Genomic DNA, 24,504 nt, shown 5'->3' on the forward strand with positions numbered 1-24,504 from the left:
AGGATTCGAATTGACTCGAAGCGACATACACTTTCTAATTGACAGCCTGGATCCCTATGACCGCTCACATCATGAAAATTCTGTTGGTCGAAGACGACAAGCTGCTCAATCACCACCTCTCCTCTCTGCTGACCGAAGCCGACAATCAGGTCTACAGCACCGACCAGGCCGGGATTGCACTGCACTACGCCGCCGACTATCCCATTGATGTGGCCATCATCGACCTCGGTCTGCCCGATATGGACGGCCTGCAACTGATCCGGCAACTGCGTGAACGGCAGATCCCCTTCCCCATCATTGTGCTGACCGCCCGTGGCAACTGGCAGGACAAGGTCGAAGGACTGGAAGCAGGTGCTGATGACTATCTGGTCAAACCGTTCCAGAAAGATGAGCTGCTGGCCCGACTCAATGCGCTGGTGCGCCGTAGCGCCGGTTTTATCTCGCCCAAGGTGAAAGCCGGTGATTACGAGCTGGATCTCTCCCGCAAGGAGCTGACCATCGCCGGTGAAGTGGCGGTGCTCACCAGCTTTGAATACCTCATTCTGGAGTACCTGATGCGCAACGCTCGTCAGGTGGTCTCCAAGCAGCAACTGCTCGACCAGCTCTACGGCGATGGCGAAGGGGATCCCAACACCATCGAGGTGATGGTGAGCCGCCTGCGCAAGAAGCTGGATCCGGAGGGAACGATTCAACCCATCTCCACCATCCGGCGTCAGGGTTACATCTTCAACCTCTCCTGTAACTGATGCAGTTTCATCTGCCGCGCCCCATCAAGATGATCCGCAGCTCACTGCATATCAAACTGCTGCTCAGCTCGCTGCTGGTCATCGCACTGATCATGGGGTTTGCGGTCTACGCCCTCTACCTCGGCCACGTCGAGGAGCAGACCCAGAAGGCCAGCGCCCGGATGCAGGAGAACCTGGCCAAGCTGTTTTCCTCCACCGAGCCGGATGACAAGGGGTCGAACGTCGAGCTGGGGCGGATATCCCGTGGTGCAGGGGATCGCAACCTCGATACCCTGATCTGCCGCGCCGATGGCGATCTGGTCTGGTCGAGCCTCCATATGCCGGAGGTGATCAAGGCCAAACAGACCATCTGCGGCGATCTGATGAAGTATCTGGGGGGGATGGATCTCGACTACTTCTTCAAGAAGCACACCATCAAGAACGGCGAGAGCTACTTCGTCTACAGCCTGCGGTTTATCCGCAATCCCGGCAGCGGCACCACCGCCTACTACGTGGTGATGATCGACTCGGCCAAACGCTACCACGAAGAGTCCCGCACCTACCTCTACCAGACCGCCAAACAGGCACTGCTCGCCTATATGCTGCTGGCCGGGCTGCTGCTGCTCACCACCTTCTGGAGCCTCAGCTCCCTGCGCACCATCGCCCGTCAGATCGACGATATCCGGGCCGGCAAGCGCGATGACCTCTCGAGCGATTTTGAGCGGGAGCTGGCCCCGCTGACCGACTCCATCAACCAGCTGCTGGAAAACGAACGCCAGCAGACCCAGCGCTACCAGCACGCCCTCAACGATCTCGCCCACAGCCTGAAAACCCGGCTGGCGCTGATCCAGATCACTACCCGCGAAGTGAAGCTGGGGCGGGAGATCCACGACAACATCAACGAGCAGATCCTCACCATGGATCAGATGATCCAGTATCAGCTCAGACGGGCCGTTACTGGCCGCCAGCGCCTTGCCAGCAAGGGCACCGAGCCGGTGCCGCTGATTGAAAAACTGCTGGCCAGCCTGACCAAGGTCTATCGCCACAAGAAGCTGCAAACCCACTTCAAGTTCGACGATGACGCCCTCTTCCACGGCGAACAGGGCGACCTGATGGAGCTGATGGGCAACCTGCTCGACAACGCCTGCAAGTTTGCCATCAGCGAAGTGAAGGTGACGGTGCGCCGTCATCTCGAGCGGCTGCGCATCGAAGTGGAAGATGATGGCCCGGGTATCGATCCGGCCAAATCGGAACAGATCTTCCAGCGCGGCGTGCGGGCAGACAGTTCACCCGGTCAGGGCATAGGTCTGGCGGTGGTGACCGAGATCGTCCACAGCTACGGCGGCCAGATCCGAGTCGATGAATCCCCCCTCGGCGGCGCCCGCTTTACCCTGGATCTGCCCTGACACCGGATAGGCCCGACCACGGGCCCTCTGCCACCCGCTGCACTGCCCTACACAGTGTTAAATACTCCTGCCTGACACCACCCAATTCAGCAATATGCTATCCAGATGCTTGAGATGTGAGGCATCTCGGTTAAGCTATGGCCGACTCGTTTGTTAACCATTTGATGGACCTGTAATCGCACTATGGAAAACATGTTTGAAAGATTGATGTACGCATCCCGCTGGATCATGGCCCCCATTTATCTTGGGCTCAGCCTCATACTGCTGGCACTGGGAGTGAAATTCTTTCAGGAGATCCTCCATATCCTGCCCAACATACTGGAGATGAAAGAGGTGGATCTGGTGCTGGTCACACTGTCGCTGATCGATATCACCCTGGTGGGGGGACTTATCGTGATGGTGATGTTTTCCGGCTATGAGAACTTCGTCTCGCGCCTCGATGTCGGGGATGAGGGCGACAAACTGGTGTGGCTCGGCAAGCTGGATGCCGGCTCTCTGAAAAACAAGGTCGCCGCCTCCATTGTCGCCATCTCCTCTATTCACCTGCTCAAGGTGTTTATGAATGCCGAAAATCTCCCCAACGACAAGATCAAGTGGTACCTGCTGATCCACATCACCTTTGTCCTCTCGGCCTTCGCCATGGGCTACCTCGACAAGCTGACCCGCAAATAGTAGCCAGCCTGCGATAGACGATATGCCCGATAACACGACATGGATCGGGCATATCGTGCGACCACTCTTCACAGTCGAGGCCAATATGATCCGCCCATTATCTGCCACCGATCTGGATGCCGCCGTCGAGCTCTGGTATCAGGCATCGGTACAAGCCCACGACTTTATTCCCACCGCCTTTTGGCACGAGCAACGGGCGGCGATGCGCGATAGTTATCTGCCCGCCAGCCAGAGCTGGGTCTATGAGGAGGATGGACAGCTACTGGGCTTTATCTCCTGGTATCAGGGGTCTGTTGCCGCGCTGTTTATTTCCCCTGATCACCAATCACACGGGTTGGGTCGCCAACTGCTCGAACACCTCAAAGCCCAATATGACCGGCTCGAGTTGACGGTCTACGCCGAAAATGAGCAGGCGCGGCGCTTCTATTCCCGCAACGGTTTCAAAGAGGGTGAGCAGCAGTTGTGCGAGCATAGCGGTCGCCCCGAGCTGGTGATGCATTGGCAACGAGGATAAGCGGGTCGCCCATAGCGATGGCGAGCACGCTTTGCCTGTTTGGTGGCCGCCTTGAATGCCATGGCGGCATTCTCTACAATGACCCACTTTTTATTCATTTCGGGTTATATCGATGAGCGATACCAGCACCAAACCGGCTCTGCCGGATCACCTCTCCTGCAATCCCCGCAGCCCTCACTATGTGGCCGCCTGCTTCGAGCACCCGATCGGTATTCGCCTGAACGGCAAAGAGCGCACCGATGTCGAGGAGTACTGCATCAGCGAAGGTTGGGTGAAGATCCCCTCCCCCAAGGCGCTGGATCGCCGTGGTCAGCCCATCCTGATCAAGCTCAAGGGCACCGTTGAAGCCTTCTACAGCTAATCAGCGCGCTGCAGCGTGATAAACAAGGCCACCCTCGCGGTGGCCTTGTTGTTTCCGGTATTGGTGCTGGCGTCAGCGTTATCTAAGCGGCAGCCACCAGCCCACATTTCTCGCAGAGCGGCTCTTATACCCCCAACCGATCGCGCAGGGTGTACCAGGCGGCGCCCGCGGCGGTAAAGGGGATGCGGAACAGGCGGCCACCCGGGAAGGGGTAGTGCGGCAGTTTGGCGAATGCATCGAAGCGCTCCGCCTGACCGCTCAGCACCTCGGAGAGCAGCTTGCCCGCCAGATGGGTACAGGTGACGCCGTGGCCGCTGTAGCCCTGCATGTAGTAGATGTTGGGGCCGATGCGACCAAACTGTGGCAGCCGCGACAGGGTAAGCAGGAAGTTGCCGGTCCAGGTGTACTCCACCTTGACGTCGGCCAGTTGCGGGAAGGTTTTCAGCATCTTGGGGATGATCAGCCGCTCGATATCCGCCGGATCCCGCGCGCCATAGACAACGCCGCCGCCATAGAGCAGCCGGTGATCGCCGGAGGTACGGTAGTAGTCGAGCAGGTAGTTGCAATCCTCCAGACAGTAGTTCTGCGGCAAGAGAGACCGGGCCCGCTCCTCTCCCAGCACCTCGGTGGCGATCACCTGGGTGCCACAGGGCATGCTCTTGCTGGCCAGTTCCGGCACCAGATTACCGAGGTAGGCATTGCCCGCCACCACCACAAAGCGCGCCTTCACCGACCCCTTGGCGGTCTTGACCAAGGCTGGCTGCCCCGGGGTGATACTGGTGACGGCGGATTGTTCGAAGATCAGCCCACCCTGGATGCGGATGGCTTCAGCCTCGCCGAGGGCCAGATTGAGGGGGTGGATATGGCCGCCGCTCTTGTCGAGCAGGGCGCCGATGTAGCGATCGCTCGCGACCACCTCGCGCACCCCCTTGGCATCGAGCAGCTCCAGCTGCTCATTGCCCCACTTCTCCCAGCGCGCCTTCTGCGCCTTGAGCTCGTGGAACTGCTTCTCGGTCTCGGCGGCAAAGACGCCCCCCTCCTGCAGATCGCACTGGATGTTGTAGCGCTTGATCCGCTCGCGGATGATCTGGCCCCCCTCAAACAGCATGGAACCGAGCAGCCTGGCCTGATCCGGTGGGCAGTTCGCTTCTATGGTGTCGATGTCGCGGCTGTAGGAGTTGACGATCTGGCCACCGTTGCGACCGCTGGCGCCAAAGCCGACTCGTGCGGCCTCCAGCACCACCACCTTGTAGCCTTTTTCTACCAGATGCAGCGCGCTGGAGAGGCCAGTATAGCCCGCCCCGATGACGCAGACATCGCACTCCAGCTGCTCGGTCAGTGTCGGATAGGGCGCGTGTTTATTGGCGCTGGCTGCGTAGTAACTGTTTACATGTTCGGTCATGATCCCTGTTTCCTTACCGGTTCGGTTGCCAAACTACTGTCAGGATTAAAAGCTCGCCGGGGTGTGGGCGCTGACGATGCGACAGGTCTCCCCCGACGGATTGCTGAAGCTGTGGGGCTCGCCGGTGTCGATCACATAGCTGTCGCCCGCCTCCAGCTGATAACTCTGGCCCGCCACCGTCAGGATCACCGACCCCTCCAGCACAGTGCCGACCTCCTCCCCCTGATGGGTCACCTGACCGCCAGTGTCGGTGCCGGGGGGATAGGTCTCCAGCATAAAGCCGAGCTGGCGGCGGTTGTTGCCGTTGTGCACCAGCTTGAGGGAGACCCCCTGACTGCCCAGCTCGATCAGCTGATCCGCCTTGATCACCACTTCCGGAGTGCGGCTCTCCTCCTCGGCGAAGAAGCGCGACAGCGGCAGGCCGTAGATGGTGAGCAGCTTTTGCAGGGAGGCCACAGAGGGGCTCACCTTGTCCTGCTCGATCATGCAGATGGCGCCATGAGTCAGGCCGCTCAACTCGGCCGCCCGCCGCTGGGAGAGCCCCAGCTGATGGCGCACCGCCGCCAACCGTTCCCCCATGGTGCGCGCCCCGGCGTCAGCCCCACTCAACGGCCGAGCCACGCTCTCCCGACTCTGCGGCCCGCTCATGACAAGCCCCCTGCTGCGCCATGTCTGCATCCTTGCATCATCAGCCTCTCCTGCTTGCGCGTGATCGCATCGGATCAGGCGCTGCCTGTTTACCCTGCTGGTTAAAATAGCCGACCAGCTTTCCCTTGCCGTTCACTATGTTACACAGCGAAACCGTTCATTATTTTGCACACCTGATTTACCATCCCCCGGTCGTCTGCCCACTTGCAGCCTGCAAGCGAACCGGAGAAAGCGCGCTACACAGCCCATTTTCTAGCATGGCGCCCCCCAGCAATTCAAATATATTTAACACTTGAAAAACATTTCAGCTCAAATTATGGTCTTCCTGTGCTTATTATTTTATACGGCAGCGGCGCAGGAAGGGTCAGCTCACTCCGGCAACCAGCTGCTCTGACCCACACTCGAGGCTTCTCATGTCAGGAACAACATCCCACTCCAGCTTGATCACATCCCGCGCCTATATAGATGGACAGTGGTGCGAGGCCGCCAGCGGCCGCACCTTCGAGGTCACCAACCCCGCCAGCGGTGCCGTCATTACCCAGGTGCCCGACATGGATGCCGAGGATACCCGCCGCGCCATCGCGGCCGCCCACGCGGCGCAACCCGCCTGGGCGGCGCTGCCCGCCAAGGAGCGCAGCAACAAGCTCTACGCCTGGTTTGCCGCCATCACAGCCCACAGCGACGAGCTGGCCCGCATCATGACCTGCGAGCAGGGCAAGCCGCTGGCGGAAGCCAAGGGGGAAGTGGCTTACGGCGCCAGCTTTATCCAGTGGTTCGCCGAGGAGGGCAAGCGCGCCTATGGCCGCACCATCCCGGGCTTTAGCGGCGATCGCCGGTTGGCCACCATCAAGCAGCCGGTGGGCGTGGTCGCCGCCATCACTCCGTGGAATTTCCCGATAGCCATGATCACCCGCAAAGCGGGCCCGGCGCTGGCCGCAGGTTGCACTATCGTCATCAAACCTGCCGCCGAAACCCCGCTCTGTGCGCTGGCGCTGGCGCTGCTTGCCGAGCTGGCGGGCATCCCCGCCGGTGTCATCAATATCGTCACCAGCCATCAGGCGAGCGCGGTGGGCAACGAGCTGTGCAGCAATCCGGTGGTGCGCAAGCTCTCCTTCACCGGCTCCACCCGCATCGGCAAACTGCTGATGCGCCAGTGCGCCGACACCATGAAGAAGCTGTCGCTGGAGCTGGGCGGTAACGCCCCCTTTATCGTCTTTGACGACGCCGACCTCGACGCCGCCGTGGCCGGGGCGCTCGCCTCCAAATACCGCAACGCCGGGCAGACCTGTGTCTGCGCCAACCGGATTCTGGTGCAGGCCAGCGTCTATGACGCCTTCGCCGAGAAGCTGACTGCCGCCGTCAAAGCCTTCAAGGTGGGAGATGGCATGGCGGAGGGCACCCAGATCGGCCCGCTCATCAACCCGGCCGCCGCCAGCAAGGTGGCCGAGCTGGTGCAGCAATCGGTCGCCGCCGGTGCCGAACTGCTGCTGGGGGGTGAAGCTCACCCCGCCGGTCCCCTTTTTTACCGCCCCACCATTCTGGGCAAGGTGGATAAAACCAACCCCATCCTGCAGGAAGAGATCTTCGGACCGGTGGCTCCGCTGGTACGCTTCGAGACGGAAGCCGAAGCCATCGCCATTGCCAACGACACCCCTTATGGCCTGGCCGCCTACTTCTATGGCCGCGATATCGCACGGGTGTGGCGCGTCGCCGAGCAGCTCGAATACGGCATGGTCGGCATCAACGAGGGGATCATCTCCACCGAGCTGGCCCCCTTTGGCGGCATCAAGGAGTCGGGTCTGGGCCGGGAAGGGGCCGCCGAGGGGCTGGAAGAGTATCTGGAGACCAAATACCTCTGCTTTGGCGCCATTCGCTAGGGCTGCAACAGAGAGACAAGGCGCCGCCGATCTGGCCCGATGGGCTGATCGGCGGTGATGGGCGCCAAAACGCCTGCCACATTTTCAGGGAATATCGGGGGCTGCGGCCCCTCAGGGAGGAAAGATGAGTCAGTCAGAATCAAACAAGGCGTGGCAAGCGCGCCGCGAAGCGGCCGTGGTCAACGGCGTTGGCACCCTGCTGCCGGTCTTCATCGACCGGGCGCAAAATGCCGAGTTGTGGGATGTGGAGGGCAACCGCTACATCGACTTTGCCTCCGGTATCGCCGTGCTCAATACCGGCCACAACCACCCGAAAGTGGTGGCGGCGGTGCGCGAGCAGCTGGAAAAATTCAGCCACACCTGCTTTCAGGTCACCCCCTACCCGGGCTATATCGAGCTTGCCGAGAAGCTCAACGCCCTGGTGCCCGGCCCGACCCCGAAGCGCACCCTGTTTCTCTCCACCGGCGCCGAGGCGGTTGAGAACGCCATCAAGATTGCCCGTGCCCACACCGGTCGCAGCGGCACCATCGCTTTCAAGGGGGGCTTTCACGGCCGCACCATGATGGGGATGGCGCTCACCGGCAAGGTAGTCCCCTACAAGACCGGCTTTGGCCCCTTCCCGGGGGAGGTCTACCACATCCCCTTCCCCGCCGATTATCTGGGGGTGAGTGAAGAGGATGCCCTGCACGCCCTCGAGCTCTGCTTCAGTGCCGACATAGAACCCTCCCGCGTTGCCGCCATCATTATCGAGCCGGTACAGGGCGAAGGGGGCTTCTATCCCGCCTCCCCGAGCTTTATGCAAAAGCTGCGCAGCGTCTGCGACCAGCACGGCATTCTGCTGATCTGCGACGAGATCCAGAGCGGTTTTTGCCGCACCGGCAAGACCTTCGCCACCGAGTATGCCGGCATCGAGCCGGACATCATGACGTTGGCCAAGAGTCTGGCGGGTGGCTTCCCCCTCTCAGCCGTGGTGGGCAAGGCGGAGATCATGAACTCGGCCAAACCGGGTGGTCTGGGTGGCACCTATGCCGGTTCCCCCATCGCCTGCGCCGCCGCGCTGGCGGTATTGCAGGTGATAGACGAGGAGAAACTCAACCAGAAAGCGCTGGATCAGGGGGAGCAGATCAAGGCGGGGCTGGAACGCATAGCCGAGCGTTTTGACTGCATAGGTCAAATTCGCGGCCCCGGTGCCATGGTGGCCATGGAGCTGGTGAAACGGCGTGATGCCAGCCAGCCCGATCCCGACCTCACCAAACGTCTGGTGGCCGAGGCGGGCAAACGCGGTCTGGTCCTGCTCTCATGCGGGGTGCGCGCAAATGTCATCCGTTTTCTCGCCCCCCTGACAGCCCCTGCGGCAGTGATTGACGAGGGGTTGCAACTCCTTGAAAAATCACTGGAGGCCGTGCTGGCCTGACCAGCAGGAAAGTGACCACTCACCTGTGCAAATAAATGCAATTTTGCCCCCTTTTTTTCTTGTCAAGGGGGCCCTGCAAATGCACAATGCGCCGCCACTGAAAGAACCGATGTAAAACAATGGCATCGGTTCTTTTTTAGACAGTGAACAAACCCATAAACGAGGCCGGATCACCCCCGGAAAAGATAGCGAGATTGGCAGCAGTCTCCCGACACCAAGTCTAGTGAGGAACAACATGGGGCATCTCAATGCTTTCCAACCGGTCATGGCCGGTGTGCGCCGCCCTGGCGCCCTTGATTCCCGGGCCTCTCTCCCGGTTTCGTTGATGGACCGTGCAACTCTGGCACTGCATGAGGAACATGCATAATGGCGGCCCAGCAGGTTGGTCTGAAAAAGACCCTCAAACTGTGGCAGGTCGTGGTTATGGGACTGGCGTACCTCACCCCCATGGCGGTGTTCGACACCTTCGGCATCGTTACCGAGATCACCGAAGGCCATGTGCCGACCGCCTACCTGTTTGCCCTCATCGGCATGCTGTTCACTGCCCTGAGCTACGGCCATCTGGTGCGCAAGTTCCCGTCAGCCGGCTCCGCCTATACCTATGCCCAGAAGGTGTTTCACCCCTATGTCGGCTTTATGGTGGGCTGGACCTCCTTGCTCGACTACATGTTCATGCCGATGATCAACATGCTGCTGGCCAAGATCTATCTCGAAGCCCTCTTCCCGAACGTGGAGCCCTGGACCTATATCTTCGGTCTGGCGGCGGTGATGACCGCCCTCAACCTGCGCGGCATCAAGCTGGTGGCCAACTTCAACAGCCTGATCGTGGTGATGCAGTTCAGCATCATCGCCATCTTCATCGGCCTGATCGCCTGGGGCGTTCACAACGGTGAAGGGTTGGGTACCGTGGCCAGCAGCCGTCCCTTCTTCTCCGAGCAGATCCAGGTGTCACCGCTGCTGATGGGGGCCTCCATCCTCTGTCTGTCGTTCCTCGGTTTTGACGCCATCAGTACCCTGTCGGAAGAGACCCCGGACGCGGATCGGGTGATCCCCCGCGCCATCGTGCTGACGGCGCTGATCGGCGGTGTGCTGTTCGTCACTACCTCCTACTTCCTGCAGCTCTACTTCCCGGACATCTCCCGCTTCCAGCATCCGGATGCGGTGCTGCCGGAGATCGCCCTCTATGTCGGCGGCAAGCTGTTCCAGGCGGTGGTGTTGGTCTGCACTACTGTGGCGGTGCTGGCCTCTGGGCTCGCCTCCCACGCCGGTGTATCGCGCCTGCTCTACGTGATGGGTCGCGATCGCGCCCTGCCTGCCCGCTTCTTCGGCTACATCCATCCGAAGTGGCAAACCCCGGCGTTCAACGTGCTGCTGGTCGGCCTGCTGGCCCTCTCTGCGGTGTCGCTGGATCTGGAGATGGCGCTGGCGCTGATTAACTTCGGCGCCCTGGTGGCCTTCACCTTCGTCAATCTGGCGGTGATTGCCCACTTCTATGTGAAGCTGGGCCGCAACAAGTGTCTCAAGGATCACCTGATGTACCTGCTGTTGCCGCTCTGTGGCGCCGCCTGCATCGGGGTACTGTGGCTCAACCTCGAGCCCTCCTCCTTCGAGCTGGGGCTGATCTGGGCGGCGCTGGGGGCCATCTATCTGTTCCTGCGCCTGACCGTGTTCCGCATCCCGCTGCATACCGCCGACAAGGTGGAGATCGCCCAGTAACCGCTGGCGCCCCTCCCCCCGATAGCGAACAAGGAGCCTGCGGGCTCCTTGTTGTTTTTGCGGTGTTCTGGTTGCCAGCAGCACGGGTTGCCAGAAACGCGGTTTCTGCAGGAAGTGTGACTGATTTCAAATAACTACCCAGCCGGACTGCTCGCAATGCCATGGCCCGAGCCGCGTTGCCTTCTATCCTCAGTCATTAATGTGAATGGATATGCAATAGATCTTTTTCCACTTCACCCCCTCCCATCCCCCGCCAGCCGATAAGCTCGCAGGACTCGATCCCGGGGGAACGCCGGCAAATATGATCAGGATCAATGTTGAGGCGCTATGCACCCTGCAGCCCCGATTTGCCGATTTTTCATACGCCATGACAGGGTTCTCTTCCCCCCCGAAAAAGGGGGAGCGGCTCGGGGACGGCTGCAGGGGGCGAGTGACCACTTACCTGCCCCGTGCGTATGCAAAAAAATGCGTTAATCCGCCCTTTTTTGCTTGTCAAGGGGGCTGACCGAATGCACAATACGCCGCCAATAAAGGACCGATGTTCACTGCGACATCGGTTTTTGTATTTTTGAAGTGCAGTACAAACCCACCACAAGAGGCCGGAACGTTTCCGGAAGTGATATTCGAGATTGCCAAACAATCTCCCGACGTTGAGAGGATAACAATGGGGCGTTTTAATGCTTTCCTGCCGGTACAGCCCGGTATGCGCCTCCCCGGCGCCCTTGATGTACAGGCTTGCGAATCCATCGTATCCCTGCGCTCGTTGCAAGCACGTGCTGCGGCACTGATTGAGGAGAAAGCGTAATGGCATCGCAAAACGCCAAGCTGCTCAAGACCCTTACCCTGACACAAGTGATTGTGATGGGTCTGGCCTATCTGACCCCCATGGCTGTCTTCGACACCTTCGCCATCGTCGGTGACATCACCGATGGCCGGGTCGCCACCGCCTATCTGCTGGCTCTGGGTGGCATCCTGCTCACCGCTTTCAGCTACGGCCATCTGGTACGCAAGTTCCCCTCTGCGGGCTCTGCCTATACCTATGCCCAGAAGGTGTTCAACCCCTACGTCGGTTTCATGGTCGGCTGGTCATCCCTGCTCGACTACATGTTCATGCCGATGATCAATATTCTGCTGGCCAAAATCTACCTGACCGCCATGTTCCCGGGCGTCGAGCCCTGGGTGTTCATCTTCGGTCTGGTGACCGTGATGACCTTCCTGAACCTGCGCGGCATCAACCTGGTAGCCAACTTCAACGGTCTGATCGTGGTGATCCAGCTGGCCATCATCACCCTCTTTATCGGCCTGATGGCGTGGGGCATCTACCACGGTGAAGGGGCTGGCACCCTGATGAGCAGCCGTCCGTTCCACTTCGAGTCAGCACAGCTGGTACCGCTCTTTACCGGTGCGACCATCCTCTGCTTCTCGTTCCTAGGCTTTGACGGTCTGAGTTCCCTCTCCGAAGAGACTCCGAACGCCGGCAAGGTGATCCCCAAGGCGATCGTGCTGACTGCCCTTATCGGCGGCATCATCTTCGTGGTGGTCTCCTACTGCCTGCAGCTCTACTTCCCGAGCCTCTCCCGCTTCCAGCATCCGGATGCGGTACTGCCGGAGATCGCCCTCTACGTTGGCGGCACCTTCTTCCAGTCCGTGGTTCTGGTCTGCACCACGGTCGCGGTACTGGCCTCCGGCATGGCGGCTCACGCCGGTGTGTCGCGCATCCTCTACGTGATGGGGCGTGATCGCATGATCCCGGAGCGGGTGTTTGGCTACATCCACCCGAAATATCGTACTCCGGCTATCAACGTGCTGATGGTGGGTGGTCTGGCCCTCTCCGCCGTGTCGTTTGATCTGGATACCGCACTGGCGCTGGTCAACTTCGGCGCACTGGTGGCCTTCAGCTTCGTCAACCTGTCGGTGATCGGTCAGTTCTGGGTACGCGAGAAACGCAACAAGACCCTCAAGGATCACGTCATCTACCTGTTGATGCCGCTGCTCGGCGCCGCCACCATCGGTGCTCTGTGGATAAACCTGGAGCAGAGCTCGCTGGAGCTGGGCCTGATCTGGGCGGGCCTCGGCGCAACCTATCTGTTCCTGCGTCTGGCGGTGTTCCGCATCCCGTTCCGTCAATACGAGGAAGCGGCTGACGCCTGATCCTTTGCGGATAATGGATAGACAGAAGGGGAGCCATGGCTCCCCTTTTTGCTGCCGGTCTGTGGCCGGTCACACGGGCTTGGGCCCGGTCTGCTTACTGCTTATCCAGTACGGCGGTCGCCGCAGCCTTGAGCGGATCGCGAGCGATGGTCTTGGCATCCTGCTCCGCCTTGTGCAGCTGCTGGTTTGCCTTGTCCATCTTCTGCTGCATACCGTTGCCGCTCTCCTTGAGGTCGGCACGCTTCTCGCCCAGCAGGTCGTTGCGGCCTTTTTGCACCTCAGCTTTCACCTTCTCTTTCTCCTGCTTCACCAGCTTGCTGGTATCACAGTTGCCCTTGACTCCCAGAGTGGCATTCACCGCTTCGTTTTTGAGGGCCTTGTCGAGGTTGCAGTCGGTTTTCAACAGGCTGGCCTGTGCCCCTGCCGAGAGCAGCCCCAGCGACAGAGAGAGGATCCATGCACGCATCATCTTGTTTACTCCTGCTTGCCAATAAAGGGGCGCAGTGTAGCGATCACATTCCGGCTGACAAGGCGGCAGTGCTTTCGTCCCCCCTTTTGCCACCCCAGAGCCAACCGGCTCGGTCAGCGCCTGTCGCCGCAGTTCGTCGTCATAAAAACATCATCGAAATGTCACGTTGTCATATTTCTGTCATTAACCATTGATTAAATGCGCGGGTCATCAACAACCCAAGACGGAACGACCGTCTCAAGAGGCTTTATGCAACACCATCACTCCTTGTCACAGCCGCCCGCGACCCGCGCCCTGTTCAACTGGATGAGTGTCATCGTACTGGTCTACCTGATCCTGGTTGCCGTGGGCGCCATCTCCCACGGCTTCAAAGATTTCTCCGGCGGCGCCGAGGGCGCAGCCCAGATCTTCGCCTTTGCCAACAACCCCTTTGTCGCCCTGCTGCTGGGTATTCTCGCTACCGCGCTGGTGCAATCCTCCAGCACCGTCACCTCGGTGATCGTTGGTCTGGTGGCTGGCGGCCTGCCCATCAGCATGGCCATCCCCATGGTGATGGGTGCCAACCTCGGCACCACCATCACCAACACCATCGTCTCCATGGGCCATGTGCGGGATCGCGCCGAGTTCCGCCGCGCTTTCGCCGCCGCCACCGTGCACGACTTCTTCAACCTGCTGGCGGTGTTCATCTTCCTGCCGCTGGAGCTGATGTTCGGCCTGCTGCAACATAGCGCCGAGTGGCTGGCCAACCTGCTGGTAGGCTCCGCCAATATGTCGATGAAGGGCATGGACTTCATGAAGCCGCTGACCGCACCGGCCCAGCAGCTGATTGACAGCGCCGTGGCCTTCCTGCCGGGCAAGGGCGCCGCCATCGCGACCATCATCATCGGTATCCTGCTGATCCTCGCTTGCGTCACTTATCTCGGCAAAGTGCTGCAACAGGTACTGGTTGGTCGTGCCAAAGAGGTGCTGCACAAGGCGCTGGGCCGTGGCCCGCTGACCGGCATCACCTCCGGTGCGCTGGTGACCATCATGGTGCAGTCCTCCTCCACCACCACCAGCCTGATGATCCCGCTGGCCGGCGGCGGCGTGTTCAGCACCCGTCAGCTCTACCCTTTCACCCTGGGAGCCAATATCGGGACCACCATCACTGCCCTGCTGGCTGCAACAGCCATCAGTGGAGCCGGTGCCCAGCTGGCCCTGACCATCGCGCTGGTCCACGTGCTGTTCAACCTCTTTGCCGTGGTCATCATCTATGGCATCCCCTTCCTGCGCGACCTGCCGGTGCGCGCCGCCGAGGGGCTGGCCCGGGTAGGCAGCGAGAACAAGCTGCTGGCTCTTGGTTATGTGACGGGTCTCTTCTTCGCCCTGCCCGCCCTGATGATGGTAGCCGCCAAGTAATCGCCGCCGCCATGATAAGGGGCGAGTCACCGACTCGCCCCTTTTTGCATCTGCGTCTCCGAGCTTTGCCTGCCCGCTCACATCCTCCCGCCCTGTGGCTCGCCATCAGGTGCGGTGCGCGATAAGATGGCGCCCTCATTGCACTTTTTACATGTCATGGAACAGGGAAAACCGATGAAATTCATACTGATCGCGCTGCTCATTGCCGGTGTGGCCTACTACTTCTACTCCAGCAGCAACAACAAAAAGCTGGCGGCTGACAACGTGCGGATTGGCGCCGAGTTCCTCGCCAGCAACAAGGAGAAGCCGCTGGTGACCACCACCGCCTCCGGCCTGCAGTACGAAGTACTGACCCCGGGCACCGGCACCGTTCACCCCACCGCCACCAGCAAGGTGAAGGTGCATTACGAGGGCAAGCTGCTGGACGGCACCGTCTTTGACAGCTCGGTCGCCCGTGGCGAGCCCATCGAATTTGGCCTCAATCAGGTGATCGCTGGCTGGACCGAAGGGGTGCAGCTGATGGTGGAAGGTGAGAAGACCCGTTTCTACATCCCCGCCAACCTCGCCTACGGCGACCGCGCCGCGGGCAAAATCCCGCCGGGATCAGTCCTGATCTTTGACGTGGAGCTGTTGGGTATCCAGTAACTGCGCAGGATGCTCCAGTGGCAATATCCCACTGAGCGCCCGTCCTGATCTTTGAAGTGGAGCTGTTGGGCATCCAGTAACCGCGCAGAACGCTCCATCAACAACAAGGCCAGCATTATGCTGGCCTTGTTGCTATGGGAACCTCACTCCCCCTTGGCGATCCCTTCCCGGCGCGGATCCGCTGCGCCAAACCAGCCACCGCCATTGCGCTCAACCCCTTGCAGGCCGGAGGTTTGCTCGTTCAGTACCACCTCATGTCCCCTCGCCTTCAATCCCTCGACCACCGACATGGGGGTGCGTCCCGCTTCCAGCTCGGTGGGGCCGTTGCGGCTGCCAAAGTTGGGCAGGTTGATGGCCTGTTGCAGGTTCAGGCCCCAATCCTGGGTGCCGAGCAGGGTCTTGCCCACGTAGTTGATGATGGCGGAGCCCCCCGGCGAGCCCAGTGTCATGGTCAGCTCGCCGCTTGGCTTGTCAAACACCAGCAGGGGTGACATGGAGGAGCGGGGCCGCTTGCCCGGCTCCACCCGGTTTGCCACCGGCAGACCGGCAGCATCTACCGAGGTGAAGGAGAAATCGGTGAGCTGGTTGTTGAGCAGGTAGCCGTTGACCATCTGACGCGATCCGAAACCATCCTCGATGGAGCTGGTCATGGAGATGGCCATCCCTACCTTGTCGACGATCGAGACATGGCTGGTGGAGGGGAGTTCCGGGGTCGCATCCTTGCCGCGCGCCAGCGCCAGTGGCGGCGTACCGGGCTTGGCAATCCCCATGGAGAGCTGACCGACAAGCTTGCCGCGTTCGGCCAGATAGCCCTTGTCCAGCAGCCCCTGCACCGGCACGCTGACAAAATCGCTGTCGGCGACGTACTGGTTGCGATCGGCGAAGGCCAGACGCGCCGCTTCGCTGTAGAGGTGGATAGCCTCGCTGGAAGCAGCCAGTCCCCCCTCCTTCGTGGTGATCGGCTTGAGGGCCGCCATATCGCGGCTCTCCAGCATGCCGAAGATCTGGCCGAGCGCCAGGGTGCCGGACGAGGGAGTGGGAAAGCCGCAGATCTTGCTCTGGCGATAGTCAAAGCAGAGGCCATCACGCACTTTGGCCTGATAGCTGGCCAGATCGGTGGCCGCCAGTACCCCGGGGTTGGTGGGATGTTGGCGTACCTTGGCCACCATGGCATCTGCCAGCGCCCCCCGATAGAAGGCATCCGCCCCCTCTGTGGCCAGAGTGCGCAGCACCTTGGCCAGCGCCGGGTTGGTCAGCCGGGAGCCCGCCGTTTTGGGGCTGCCATCCGCCTGATAGAAGTAGGCTCGCGCCTGCGGATCCCGTGCCAGATAGGGATCCTTGGCCAGCAATGTGGCCAGCCGTGGACTTATCACAAATCCTTGTTCTGCCAGCGTGATGGCGGGCTGGAACAGCGCAGCCCAGGGTAGTTTGCCATAACGTTGATGGGCCAGTGCCAGAGCGCGCAGGGTACCGGGAACGCCGACCGAGCGGCCACCCACCACCCCATCATAAAACGCCAGCGGCTTGCCATCTTGCATAAACAGCTGGTCGGTGGCGGCAGCCGGCGCCGTCTCGCGGCCATCCACCGCACTCACCTTGCGGCCATCCCACACCAGCAGCAGCGTTCCGCCACCGATCCCGGAGGATTGCGGCTCCACCAGCGTCAATACCAGCTGCACCGCAATGGCGGCATCGACGGCACTGCCACCGGCCTTGATGATTTGGTAGCCCGCATCCACCGCCAGCGGGTTGGCGGCCGCCACCATGAAGTCATGGCCCTGCCAGCCCTGCTTGTCGGTCCAGCCACTGGCCGCCTCCGGCGCAATCAGGGTCTGGGCTGGCGGGGTGTAGTGAAAGCCGTTGTCACTGGCACAACCGGCCAGCAGGGCAAGGGCGACAGCCAGCCCCAGAGGTTTGCGCAACATGACACTCTCCTTGTCTGTTTTATGACCATAAAGAAGGACTATGTCACGATTGGCGCTGATAGCTCAAGTTATTGAACAAGATCAATATCTTACTCATCTATCAATAATGGCTATACGTAACAGACATAAAAAAACCGCCCGAAGGCGGTTTTTTTCGATCAGGTAGAGCCAGTTCGCTTAGATGGACTGCTCTTCGCCACCCAGGGCGGCAAACAGCGCCGGGATAAACTGGGACAGCTCGGCGGTGACCAGCGCGAAGTCTGCATCCAGACGGGCGGCCGGATCTTCGCTGGTGACGTCGTCGTTCTGCTCACGCAGCTCTTCGCTGAATTTCAGACGCTTGATGGAGAGATCATCCCCCAGCACGAAGCTGACGGTCTCGCCCCAGTTGAGAGCCAGCTTGGTCACCAGCTTGTCGTTGGCCAGGTGGTTCTTGATTTCATCCGTCATCAGATCCTGCTGCTTGCAGCGGATGATGCCGCCGTGCTCCATGGCACTGCGCAGCTCGGCTTCATCTTCCAGCGTGAAGGAGGCAGGCAGGTTGCCCTCGTTCAACCACTCGGTCATGGTGATCTCCGGCGGGTTCTTGAGAGCCACCGGCACCACCGGCAGGGAGCCGATGGATTTGCGCAGCAGCGCCAGCAGATCGTCTGCCTTCTTGGCAGAACCTGCGTCCACCACCATCAAATTGTCGGCCGGATTGATCCAGGCGAAGGTCTGGCTGGTACGACTAAAGGCACGGGGCAGCAGGGTGTGGAGGATCTCCTCTTTCAACGCTTCCTTCTCTTTCTTCTTGAGGGCGCGTCCCTGTTCGAACTCGATCGCTTCTACCTTCTCGGCCAGCATCTCCTTGACCACGGTACCGGGCAGCATCTTCTCCTCTTTGCGGGCGCAGATGAGGATGTGGCCGGAGGCAGAGTGGGTCAGGGTTGAGCCGAATTTGCCAAGGGGCTTGACCCACCCGAAACGGGAGATGTCCTGACTGCCGCAAGGGGTGAAGGCACAGGCTTCCAGCTGGGTTTCCAGCTGATCCACGGTCAAGTCAAAGGGGCGGGTAAAGCGATAAATCTGCAGGTTTTTAAACCACATGGCGTCCTCGGTCTCTAGATTGTCCGGCGGGCATTGTACTAGAGAGGCGCTTTGTGATCAGCCAATCATTCTCGCTAAATAAAGGGCGATCGACCTCACAGGGTCTCATTTATGTCACCAGTTTGTTCATCAAGTTCTCCTAGACTGCGAAAGTAAATTGTTAATAAGGATGAAGATATGTTGCGGCCCAGTCGCCCGGAAGACATGGAAGAGATCGTCGAAATCTGGTTGCTGGCCTCCCTGCAGGCCCACGATTTCGTCGATGCCTCCTGCTGGTGGCAGGCCCAGGAGGATCTGCGTACCCGCTATCTCGATCGCGCCGCCATCTGGGTGTTCGAGGAGCGCGGCGATCTGCTCGGTTTCATGGCACTGGTGGACAACTATCTCGCCGCCCTGTTCGTGCGCCCCGACCGTCAGGGGCGCGGTGTCGGCCACGCCCTGCTGCAGGAGGCGAAGCGTCAGGGGGCGTCGCTCCACGCCCGGGTCTTTGTCGAGAATGATCAGGCGGTGCGTTTCTATCGCCGCCACGGCTTCGTTATCGAGGCCGAGGAGTCCGATCCCCTCACCGGCCACCCCCAATACCGGATGTGCTGCGAACCTGCCTGAATCGATGCCAGCCCCCTGTTTTACTTGAAAAAAGCACGGGGCATCCTCATCTTGTCCTCATCGGGTGCCACAGGCACCGTCCCTGCAACCGGGCTGCTTTCCAATGAAAATCCTCCATACCGCCGACTGGCACCTTGGCCATCAATTCCATGGTCATGACCGCCGTTTTGAACACGATGCCTTCCTCGACTGGCTGAGCGACACCCTCAAGGCGCGCGAGATCGACGCTCTGCTGGTAGCGGGTGATCTGTTTGATACCGCCAATCCCCCCGCCAGCGCCTGGCAGCAACTCTACCGCTTTCTGGCCAGACTGCGCGCCGAGATGCCCCACCTCAACATGGTGCTGATCGGCGGCAACCACGACTCCCCTTCCAAGCTCGATGCTCCCCACGAGCTGCTGCGCGCCTTTGACCTGCATCTGGTGGGCAGCATCAGCCGCGACAGTGAGGGCAAGCTCGAGACCGACCGCCTGCTGGTACCGCTGCAAGACAAGGAGGGCAACATTGCCGCCTGGTGCGCCGCCGTGCCGTTCCTGCGCAGCAGCGATCTGCGGGTGGAGCAGTTGGCAGAAGGGCAGGACAGGCTGATCGAAGGGGTTCGACAGGTCTACGCCGAGGTGCTGGCCGAAGGGCGCGCTCGCTGCGGGGAGGCGCTGCCACTGATTGCCATGGGCCACGCCTATCTGGCGGCGGGCCAGCTCTCGGAGCTGTCGGAGCGGCGGGTGCTCGGCGGCAACCAGCACGCCCTGCCCGCCGAACTCTTTGCCGGTGCAGACTACACGGCGCTCGGCCACCTCCATCTGGCTCAGAGCCCGGCCACTGGGGTGCACTACAGCGGCTCGCCGCTGCCGCTATCGCTCGCCGAAGCCAACTACAACCATCAGGTGCTGGAAGTGACCTTTGCGGAGGGTAAACTGGCAGGGCTGGAGCGGATCCCGGTGCCCCGCGCAGTGGAGATGATCCGCCTGCCCCAGAGCCCTCTCGACGACGCGCTGAACGCCATCGCATCGCTCGAGCTGCCTGCTTGCCCACAAGAAGCACAACCCTTCCTCGAAGTGCGGCTGCTTCTGCCCAAGCCCGAGGCCCGCATCCGCGAGCGCATTCTGGCGGCCATCGCAGACAAACCGGTGCGTCTGGCCCGCATCAGCACCCAGTATCAGGGCTCCGGCGAAGGGCTGGCCGATGGTCGCGAGCGGCGCAGGCTCGATGAGCTCTCCCCCACCGAGGTGTTTCGCCTCTGCTATCAGCGCCAGTTTGAAGGGGAGCCCGAGGCTGGGTTAGTTTCCTCGTTTGAAGAGATCCTGGAGCAGGTGAAGGAGTCAAACCGATGAAAATCTTGTCTCTGTCAGGTGAGAATCTGGCCAGTCTGACCGGCCCCTTCACCATCGACTTTACCAGGGGGGCGCTCGGCGCCGCCGGTCTGTTTGCCATCACCGGCAATACCGGCGCGGGCAAGAGCACCCTGCTCGACGCCATTTGTCTGGCCTTATACGACGAGATGCCGCGCTTTATCGCCAATCGCAAGAACGTGGCCGAAGTGGGCCGCATGGATGATGAAGAGAAGCTCAAGGCCAACGACGTACGAGGCATCCTCAGTCGCGGCCATGCCAGCGGTTTTGCCGAGGTGCAGTTTCGCGGCTGCGATGGCCGCATCTGGCTGGCCCGCTGGGCTGTGCGCCGGGCGCGAAACCGCTCGGAGGGGCGTTTTCAGGCGCAGGAGCGCACCCTGACCGATGTGGAGTCAGGGCAAGTGTTCTCCGGCAGCAAGCGGGAGCTGCAGGATCGCATCGACGAGCTGGTGGGTCTCTCCTGGGAGCAGTTCCGCCGCGCGGTGATCCTGCCGCAGGGGGAGTTCGCCGCCTTCCTCAAGTCGGACGCCAACGAGCGCTCCGCCCTGCTCGAACGGATGACCGGCACCGAGCTCTACTCCGCCATCTCCATCCAGACCTATGAACGGGCGCGGGAAGAGCAGCAGAAGCTGGCCACCATTGCCCAGCGCCTCGGCGACGTGGCGCTGATGGACGATACGACCCGCGAACAGTGGGTAAGCCAGCAGATAAGCCTCTCCACCACCCTCAAGCACGAACAGCAGCAACAGCAGCTGATGCAGGACTTGCGCGACCTCAACAGCCGCATTGCCGCCCAGTTGCAGGGCTGCGCCGAGGGACAGGCGGCGCTCGATGCCGCCCTGCAGGCCCACGGCGCCGCGGCCCCCGAGCGCGAGGAGTTTGCGCGTGCCGAACAGGCCCAGGTGGCCCGCGCCGATCACGACGAGCTGGCCCGCCTCACCCTTGAGGTACAGCAGCAGGAGAAGCTGATCGCCGAGCTGGTACCAGAGCTGGCCAAACTCGAGGAGCAGACCCAGCAGAGCGCGCTGACCGAGCAGCAGCTGCTAGCGGAGAAGATCGCCGCCGAGCGGGAATGGGGCGCCCTGCAACCCGAACTCAAGCGGGCACAAGAGCTGGACACCCGCATTCGGGAAAAGCAGCAGCAGTTGCAGAAGATCCAGCAGGAGGGGACTCAGGAGCGGGAAGTGCAGCTCACCCTCGAGCAGGGGTGGCGCGAACAGAGTCAGCAGGTGGAACAGCTCAAGCGCCAGCACCAGCAGTGGGGGCTCTGGCTCGAAGAACACAAGGAGCTGGCACCGGTGGCCCGCCAGTGGCAGCCCCTGCTCACCGCCATGCAGGATTGGGCCGAGGATGCCGACAAGCTGCAGCAACTGCTCACCCTGCGGGATCACAAGCTGCGCGCCCTGCAGCAGCTGCAACGCCAGCTGGAAAAGGGCCAGCAGGAGCGCGACTACTGGCAACATGAACAAGCTCGGCTGCAACAGCAACAGAACGAGCTGCAGGAGCAGCAGTGGGAGAGCCGCCTCGCCAAAGCGCAGGAGCAGTGGCAGCAACAGACCGAACAGCTGGGCCAGCTGCGCCAGCTGCTGGAGCTGGCCGACTATGGCCGCAACCACGGCGAACAACATGGCCGCTTGCAGCAGGAGATTGCCCAGCTGGAGCAGGCGCTGGGCAAGCTCGCCACCCTTGGCGACGAGCTGGTGCCAGCCCGCGAGCGGCTCGCCCTGCAGCGGGACGAGGCGCGCCACGCGCTGGAACAGTCCCGGGCGGTGGCCACGTTCGAGCAGTATCGCCATATCCTGAGCGATGGCACCCCCTGCCCGCTCTGTGGCGCCGAGGAGCACCCCTACAGCCAGAGCCAACCCCAGGTGGCGGGGATCCTAGGTCAGCTGGCGGAGCGGGTCAGAAGCCTCGAACTCGAATGGGATCGGCTCAATCATCAATACATTCAGTGCGAGAGCGAGCGTCAGGAGCTGGCCCGCCAGCTGGCGGTGCGTCAGCAACATCTGCCGGAGCTGGAAACCCGCGCCGAGCAGCTGACCCAGCGCTGGCAACAGCTGGGGGGCGATACCCTGCTCGGCCATTCGCTGCCGCTGCGCCAAAGCCCCATTGAGTGGAACGAGCTGATGAGCACATTGCTTGGCCGTGGCCAGGCGCTGGAGCAAGGGTTGGCCCAGAGCCAGCAGCAGCTGCGTCAGGCCCAGCTTGGTCAACAACAACTGCAAGGGGTGCGTCAGCAACTGAGCCAACTGGCTGCCCAGCACCAGCAGTTTGACCAGCAGTGGCAGGAGGCCGATCGCCAGCGCATCGCGCTGGAAGGGGAAGTGAAGGGAATAGGCGAGCAGGAGGCGACCCTGCGCCAGCGTCTGGAACAAGGCGCCCACCGCCTCGACGAGCAGATGGGCGGCCAACCGTGGCGCCAGTGGCTCGGCAGCCAGCAGTGGCACGAGTGGCAGCGAGCCTGCGAAGCCTGGCTGCACGGCCAGAGCGAGTGGGAGCGGCTGGCCAGCGAGATCGTCAGCCTCACCCCGGCACTGAGTGCGCAGGAGGCGCGCCTGCAGACCCAGCGCGAGCTGCTGCACAAACTCGAGCGGGACTACAAGGAGCACGAACAGCAGCGGCAGGGGCTGCTCACCAGCCGCAGCGGTTGTCTCGGTGGCGAGGAGATCCCGCTGGTCGAGAGCCGCTGGCAACAGCGGCTGCAACAACTCGCCAGCGAACTGGAGCTGATGCAAAGCGGCGCCCGCGCTCTGCGGGAGCGGCAGACCGAGCTCAAAACCCGCCTCACCCATGTGGAGCAGGAAAAGCAGACCAGCAGCCGCCGCAAGCGGGAGGTGCTAGGCCGCTGGGCCGCCCACGCCAGCACCCTTGGCATTGCCGAATACGACCTGCGCCGTCTGCTCGCCATCACCCCCGATGAACTCAAGGCTCGCCGCTCTGCCCTGCAAGGGTTGGAAGATGCCCTTGGCGAGGCGCGCACCCGCCTTGCCGAGCGGCAACGGGCGCTGGCACTGGAGGAGAGCAAGCGGGATCGCTATCGCGAGCACCACCCCGAGCTGGCCGCCCTGCCGGATGCAGAGCTGAGCGATCAACTGGCGGCACTCGATGCCCGCTGTCGCGCCCTTGAAGAGCAGCTGTTCGAGTGCAAGAGCAAGCTGGCACAGGCCGAAGCCGCCGCCCTCAAGGCGGGCAGCCTGCAACAGGAGCTGGCCGCCCAGCAGGCGGTGGCCGACCACTGGCAGCAGCTGTGCGATCTGATTGGGCAGGCCAACGGCGCCAAGTTCCGCACCTTCGCCCAGAGCCTCACCCTCGAGCGTCTGCTGCTGGAAGCCAACGCCCAGCTCGCCGAGCTCTCGCCGCGCTACCGGCTGGAGCGGGTGCCCGGCACCGATCTGGCGCTGCAGGTGGTGGATCTCGACATGGGGGATGAGGTGCGCTCGGTGGACTCCCTCTCCGGCGGCGAGAGTTTTCTGGTGTCGCTGGCGCTGGCGCTGGCCCTCTCCAGCCTCTCGTCACGGCAGACCCAGGTCGAGTCGCTGTTTATTGACGAAGGGTTCGGCACCCTCGATCCGGACAGTCTGGATCTGGCGCTCGCCAGCCTCGACTCCCTGCAGGCCGCCGGTCGCCAGATCGGGGTCATCTCCCACGTCCAGACCCTGGTGGAGCGGATCGGCGTGCAGATCAGGGTCGAAGCCCTCGGCGGCGGCGAGAGCCGGGTAGTGGTTCCCTGAGAGCCTTCGGCTCAATCACCAGTACCATCGGCTAAATCACTACACCGTAAATAACAAGACCCCGCCAATTGGCGGGGTCTTGTTGAGAGGCTATCAGCCGAAGCGGTAGGCGCCCATATAGAGGCTGCCGCCATCCCAGCTCTCGTGCAGCCGGGTGGGCGCCACACCATCAGCGGCCCCCAACGCCACAAAGAGTGGGCGCAGATGATCGTCGTGGGGATGGGACTCCACCGCGCCTGGAGCCTGCTGGCGATAGTCGAGCAGCGCCAGCCGATCCTCGTCGGCCATCTTCTGCTCCAGCCAGTCGACAAACTGGCTGGCCCACTCTGGCACCGGCGAGCCTTCCGGTGCCAGCGCCCGCAGGTTGTGGGTAATGGCGCCAGAGGCGAGGATGCCAATCCCCTGAC

The 24,504-nt window shown here is 61.7% G+C and carries 21 protein-coding genes; 15 read left to right on the plus strand and 6 right to left on the minus strand.

Annotated elements, in window-relative coordinates; genetic code table 11:
- Positions 1–71 precede the first annotated feature (71 nt).
- The 5 genes from AB5Z09_RS01635 (at position 72) to AB5Z09_RS01655 (ending at position 3,678) form a co-directional block, all read left to right on the plus strand.
- Positions 72–746: a response regulator transcription factor gene (locus AB5Z09_RS01635; RefSeq protein ID WP_040066247.1), complete on the plus strand. Its 675-nt coding sequence runs from the start codon at positions 72–74 to the stop codon at positions 744–746.
- Positions 746–2,131, plus strand: a complete 1,386-nt coding sequence (locus AB5Z09_RS01640; RefSeq protein ID WP_005338217.1) for an ATP-binding protein — start codon at positions 746–748, stop codon at positions 2,129–2,131. Before AB5Z09_RS01635 ends, AB5Z09_RS01640 begins: the two co-directional genes overlap by 1 nt.
- A 183-nt stretch (positions 2,132–2,314) precedes the next feature.
- The gene (locus tag AB5Z09_RS01645; protein ID WP_042009950.1) at positions 2,315–2,803 is read left to right on the plus strand and encodes a TIGR00645 family protein; all 489 of its coding nucleotides are present in this window, start codon (positions 2,315–2,317) and stop codon (positions 2,801–2,803) included.
- A gap of 85 nt (positions 2,804–2,888) precedes the next feature.
- Complete coding sequence (locus AB5Z09_RS01650; RefSeq protein ID WP_236269570.1) at positions 2,889–3,317, plus strand: N-acetyltransferase; 429 nt, start codon at positions 2,889–2,891, stop codon at positions 3,315–3,317.
- 112 nt (positions 3,318–3,429) lie between these two features.
- The gene (locus AB5Z09_RS01655; RefSeq protein ID WP_005338226.1) at positions 3,430–3,678 is read left to right on the plus strand and encodes a DUF3297 family protein; all 249 of its coding nucleotides are present in this window, start codon (positions 3,430–3,432) and stop codon (positions 3,676–3,678) included.
- A gap of 124 nt (positions 3,679–3,802) precedes the next feature.
- Here the strand turns inward: AB5Z09_RS01655 and AB5Z09_RS01660 are convergent, their stop codons facing one another.
- Positions 3,803–5,080, minus strand: coding sequence for an FAD-binding oxidoreductase (locus AB5Z09_RS01660; RefSeq protein WP_236269569.1), 1,278 nt, complete (start codon positions 5,078–5,080; stop codon positions 3,803–3,805).
- A 45-nt stretch (positions 5,081–5,125) separates the two neighbouring features.
- Entirely contained in the window at positions 5,126–5,728 is a 603-nt protein-coding gene (puuR, locus tag AB5Z09_RS01665) for an HTH-type transcriptional regulator PuuR (RefSeq protein ID WP_101529797.1), read from the minus strand.
- 413 nt (positions 5,729–6,141) lie between these two features.
- Here puuR and AB5Z09_RS01670 point away from each other — a divergent pair, with 413 nt between their 5' ends.
- The 5 genes from AB5Z09_RS01670 to AB5Z09_RS01690 all read left to right on the plus strand — a co-directional run bounded on the left by AB5Z09_RS01670 (position 6,142) and on the right by AB5Z09_RS01690 (position 12,886).
- On the plus strand, positions 6,142–7,605 hold the full coding sequence (locus AB5Z09_RS01670; RefSeq protein ID WP_368194493.1) for an NAD-dependent succinate-semialdehyde dehydrogenase: 1,464 nt from the start codon (positions 6,142–6,144) through the stop codon (positions 7,603–7,605).
- Positions 7,606–7,729: 124 nt separating this feature from the next.
- On the plus strand, positions 7,730–9,019 hold the full coding sequence (gene gabT / locus AB5Z09_RS01675; protein WP_047440593.1) for a 4-aminobutyrate--2-oxoglutarate transaminase: 1,290 nt from the start codon (positions 7,730–7,732) through the stop codon (positions 9,017–9,019).
- Positions 9,020–9,385: 366 nt separating this feature from the next.
- Positions 9,386–10,735 carry an APC family permease gene (locus AB5Z09_RS01680; protein ID WP_005359067.1) on the plus strand — a complete coding sequence of 450 codons (1,350 nt, stop codon included), beginning with the start codon at positions 9,386–9,388 and terminating at the stop codon, positions 10,733–10,735.
- Between the two features lie 538 nt (positions 10,736–11,273).
- On the plus strand, positions 11,274–11,540 hold the full coding sequence (locus tag AB5Z09_RS01685; protein ID WP_021230505.1) for a hypothetical protein: 267 nt from the start codon (positions 11,274–11,276) through the stop codon (positions 11,538–11,540).
- Positions 11,540–12,886 carry an APC family permease gene (locus AB5Z09_RS01690; RefSeq protein WP_005350109.1) on the plus strand — a complete coding sequence of 449 codons (1,347 nt, stop codon included), beginning with the start codon at positions 11,540–11,542 and terminating at the stop codon, positions 12,884–12,886. The genes AB5Z09_RS01685 and AB5Z09_RS01690 overlap by 1 nt, the downstream gene beginning before the upstream one ends.
- Before the next feature lie 94 nt (positions 12,887–12,980).
- On the opposite strand, the gene AB5Z09_RS01695 is transcribed toward AB5Z09_RS01690, so the two are convergent.
- Complete coding sequence (locus tag AB5Z09_RS01695) at positions 12,981–13,355, minus strand: hypothetical protein (RefSeq protein ID WP_005359057.1); 375 nt, start codon at positions 13,353–13,355, stop codon at positions 12,981–12,983.
- Between the two features lie 249 nt (positions 13,356–13,604).
- On the opposite strand from AB5Z09_RS01695, the gene AB5Z09_RS01700 reads away from it, so the two are divergent.
- Positions 13,605–14,753, plus strand: coding sequence for a sodium:phosphate symporter (locus AB5Z09_RS01700; RefSeq protein WP_005338243.1), 1,149 nt, complete (start codon positions 13,605–13,607; stop codon positions 14,751–14,753).
- Between the two features lie 174 nt (positions 14,754–14,927).
- The gene (locus AB5Z09_RS01705; protein WP_005347462.1) at positions 14,928–15,398 is read left to right on the plus strand and encodes an FKBP-type peptidyl-prolyl cis-trans isomerase; all 471 of its coding nucleotides are present in this window, start codon (positions 14,928–14,930) and stop codon (positions 15,396–15,398) included.
- A 143-nt stretch (positions 15,399–15,541) separates the two neighbouring features.
- Here AB5Z09_RS01705 and ggt read toward each other — a convergent pair whose 3' ends face one another.
- Both ggt and rdgC read right to left on the minus strand, forming a co-directional pair.
- Positions 15,542–17,323 (minus strand): gamma-glutamyltransferase, encoded by a 1,782-nt coding sequence (gene ggt / locus AB5Z09_RS01710; protein ID WP_368194494.1) that lies wholly within the window; start codon positions 17,321–17,323, stop codon positions 15,542–15,544.
- 177 nt (positions 17,324–17,500) lie between these two features.
- Positions 17,501–18,412: a recombination-associated protein RdgC gene (rdgC, locus tag AB5Z09_RS01715; protein ID WP_005347467.1), complete on the minus strand. Its 912-nt coding sequence runs from the start codon at positions 18,410–18,412 to the stop codon at positions 17,501–17,503.
- Between the two features lie 177 nt (positions 18,413–18,589).
- On the opposite strand from rdgC, the gene AB5Z09_RS01720 reads away from it, so the two are divergent.
- The 3 genes from AB5Z09_RS01720 (at position 18,590) to AB5Z09_RS01730 (ending at position 24,097) form a co-directional block, all read left to right on the plus strand.
- Complete coding sequence (locus AB5Z09_RS01720; protein ID WP_005338252.1) at positions 18,590–19,018, plus strand: GNAT family N-acetyltransferase; 429 nt, start codon at positions 18,590–18,592, stop codon at positions 19,016–19,018.
- Between the two features lie 103 nt (positions 19,019–19,121).
- Positions 19,122–20,348 carry an exonuclease SbcCD subunit D C-terminal domain-containing protein gene (locus tag AB5Z09_RS01725; RefSeq protein ID WP_368194495.1) on the plus strand — a complete coding sequence of 409 codons (1,227 nt, stop codon included), beginning with the start codon at positions 19,122–19,124 and terminating at the stop codon, positions 20,346–20,348.
- On the plus strand, positions 20,345–24,097 hold the full coding sequence (locus AB5Z09_RS01730) for an AAA family ATPase (protein ID WP_368194496.1): 3,753 nt from the start codon (positions 20,345–20,347) through the stop codon (positions 24,095–24,097). Before AB5Z09_RS01725 ends, AB5Z09_RS01730 begins: the two co-directional genes overlap by 4 nt.
- Before the next feature lie 93 nt (positions 24,098–24,190).
- Here the strand turns inward: AB5Z09_RS01730 and AB5Z09_RS01735 are convergent.
- Positions 24,191–24,504: class III extradiol ring-cleavage dioxygenase (locus AB5Z09_RS01735; RefSeq protein WP_368194497.1), on the minus strand; the 314-nt coding region annotated here is incomplete at its 5' end.

This window comes from Aeromonas sp. R2-2 (genome assembly GCF_040908355.1).
GTDB lineage: Bacteria > Pseudomonadota > Gammaproteobacteria > Enterobacterales > Aeromonadaceae > Aeromonas > Aeromonas veronii.

Bases quoted from the DNA above. Each gene is read 5' to 3' on its own strand.
- AB5Z09_RS01705 (WP_005347462.1), top strand. From the start codon at position 14,928: ATGAAATTCATACTGATCGCGCTGCTCATTGCCGGTGTGGCCTACTAC.
- AB5Z09_RS01655 (WP_005338226.1), top strand. From the start codon at position 3,430: ATGAGCGATACCAGCACCAAACCGGCTCTGCCGGATCACCTCTCCTGC.
- AB5Z09_RS01695 (WP_005359057.1), bottom strand. From the start codon at position 13,355: ATGATGCGTGCATGGATCCTCTCTCTGTCGCTGGGGCTGCTCTCGGCA.
- AB5Z09_RS01685 (WP_021230505.1), top strand. From the start codon at position 11,274: ATGTTCACTGCGACATCGGTTTTTGTATTTTTGAAGTGCAGTACAAAC.
- gabT (WP_047440593.1), top strand. From the start codon at position 7,730: ATGAGTCAGTCAGAATCAAACAAGGCGTGGCAAGCGCGCCGCGAAGCG.
- AB5Z09_RS01645 (WP_042009950.1), top strand. From the start codon at position 2,315: ATGGAAAACATGTTTGAAAGATTGATGTACGCATCCCGCTGGATCATG.
- AB5Z09_RS01670 (WP_368194493.1), top strand. From the start codon at position 6,142: ATGTCAGGAACAACATCCCACTCCAGCTTGATCACATCCCGCGCCTAT.
- AB5Z09_RS01660 (WP_236269569.1), bottom strand. From the start codon at position 5,080: ATGACCGAACATGTAAACAGTTACTACGCAGCCAGCGCCAATAAACAC.
- AB5Z09_RS01725 (WP_368194495.1), top strand. From the start codon at position 19,122: ATGAAAATCCTCCATACCGCCGACTGGCACCTTGGCCATCAATTCCAT.
- AB5Z09_RS01650 (WP_236269570.1), top strand. From the start codon at position 2,889: ATGATCCGCCCATTATCTGCCACCGATCTGGATGCCGCCGTCGAGCTC.
- AB5Z09_RS01680 (WP_005359067.1), top strand. From the start codon at position 9,386: ATGGCGGCCCAGCAGGTTGGTCTGAAAAAGACCCTCAAACTGTGGCAG.
- AB5Z09_RS01690 (WP_005350109.1), top strand. From the start codon at position 11,540: ATGGCATCGCAAAACGCCAAGCTGCTCAAGACCCTTACCCTGACACAA.
- rdgC (WP_005347467.1), bottom strand. From the start codon at position 18,412: ATGTGGTTTAAAAACCTGCAGATTTATCGCTTTACCCGCCCCTTTGAC.
- AB5Z09_RS01700 (WP_005338243.1), top strand. From the start codon at position 13,605: ATGCAACACCATCACTCCTTGTCACAGCCGCCCGCGACCCGCGCCCTG.
- puuR (WP_101529797.1), bottom strand. From the start codon at position 5,728: ATGAGCGGGCCGCAGAGTCGGGAGAGCGTGGCTCGGCCGTTGAGTGGG.
- AB5Z09_RS01720 (WP_005338252.1), top strand. From the start codon at position 18,590: ATGTTGCGGCCCAGTCGCCCGGAAGACATGGAAGAGATCGTCGAAATC.
- AB5Z09_RS01640 (WP_005338217.1), top strand. From the start codon at position 746: ATGCAGTTTCATCTGCCGCGCCCCATCAAGATGATCCGCAGCTCACTG.
- AB5Z09_RS01730 (WP_368194496.1), top strand. From the start codon at position 20,345: ATGAAAATCTTGTCTCTGTCAGGTGAGAATCTGGCCAGTCTGACCGGC.
- ggt (WP_368194494.1), bottom strand. From the start codon at position 17,323: ATGTTGCGCAAACCTCTGGGGCTGGCTGTCGCCCTTGCCCTGCTGGCC.
- AB5Z09_RS01635 (WP_040066247.1), top strand. From the start codon at position 72: ATGAAAATTCTGTTGGTCGAAGACGACAAGCTGCTCAATCACCACCTC.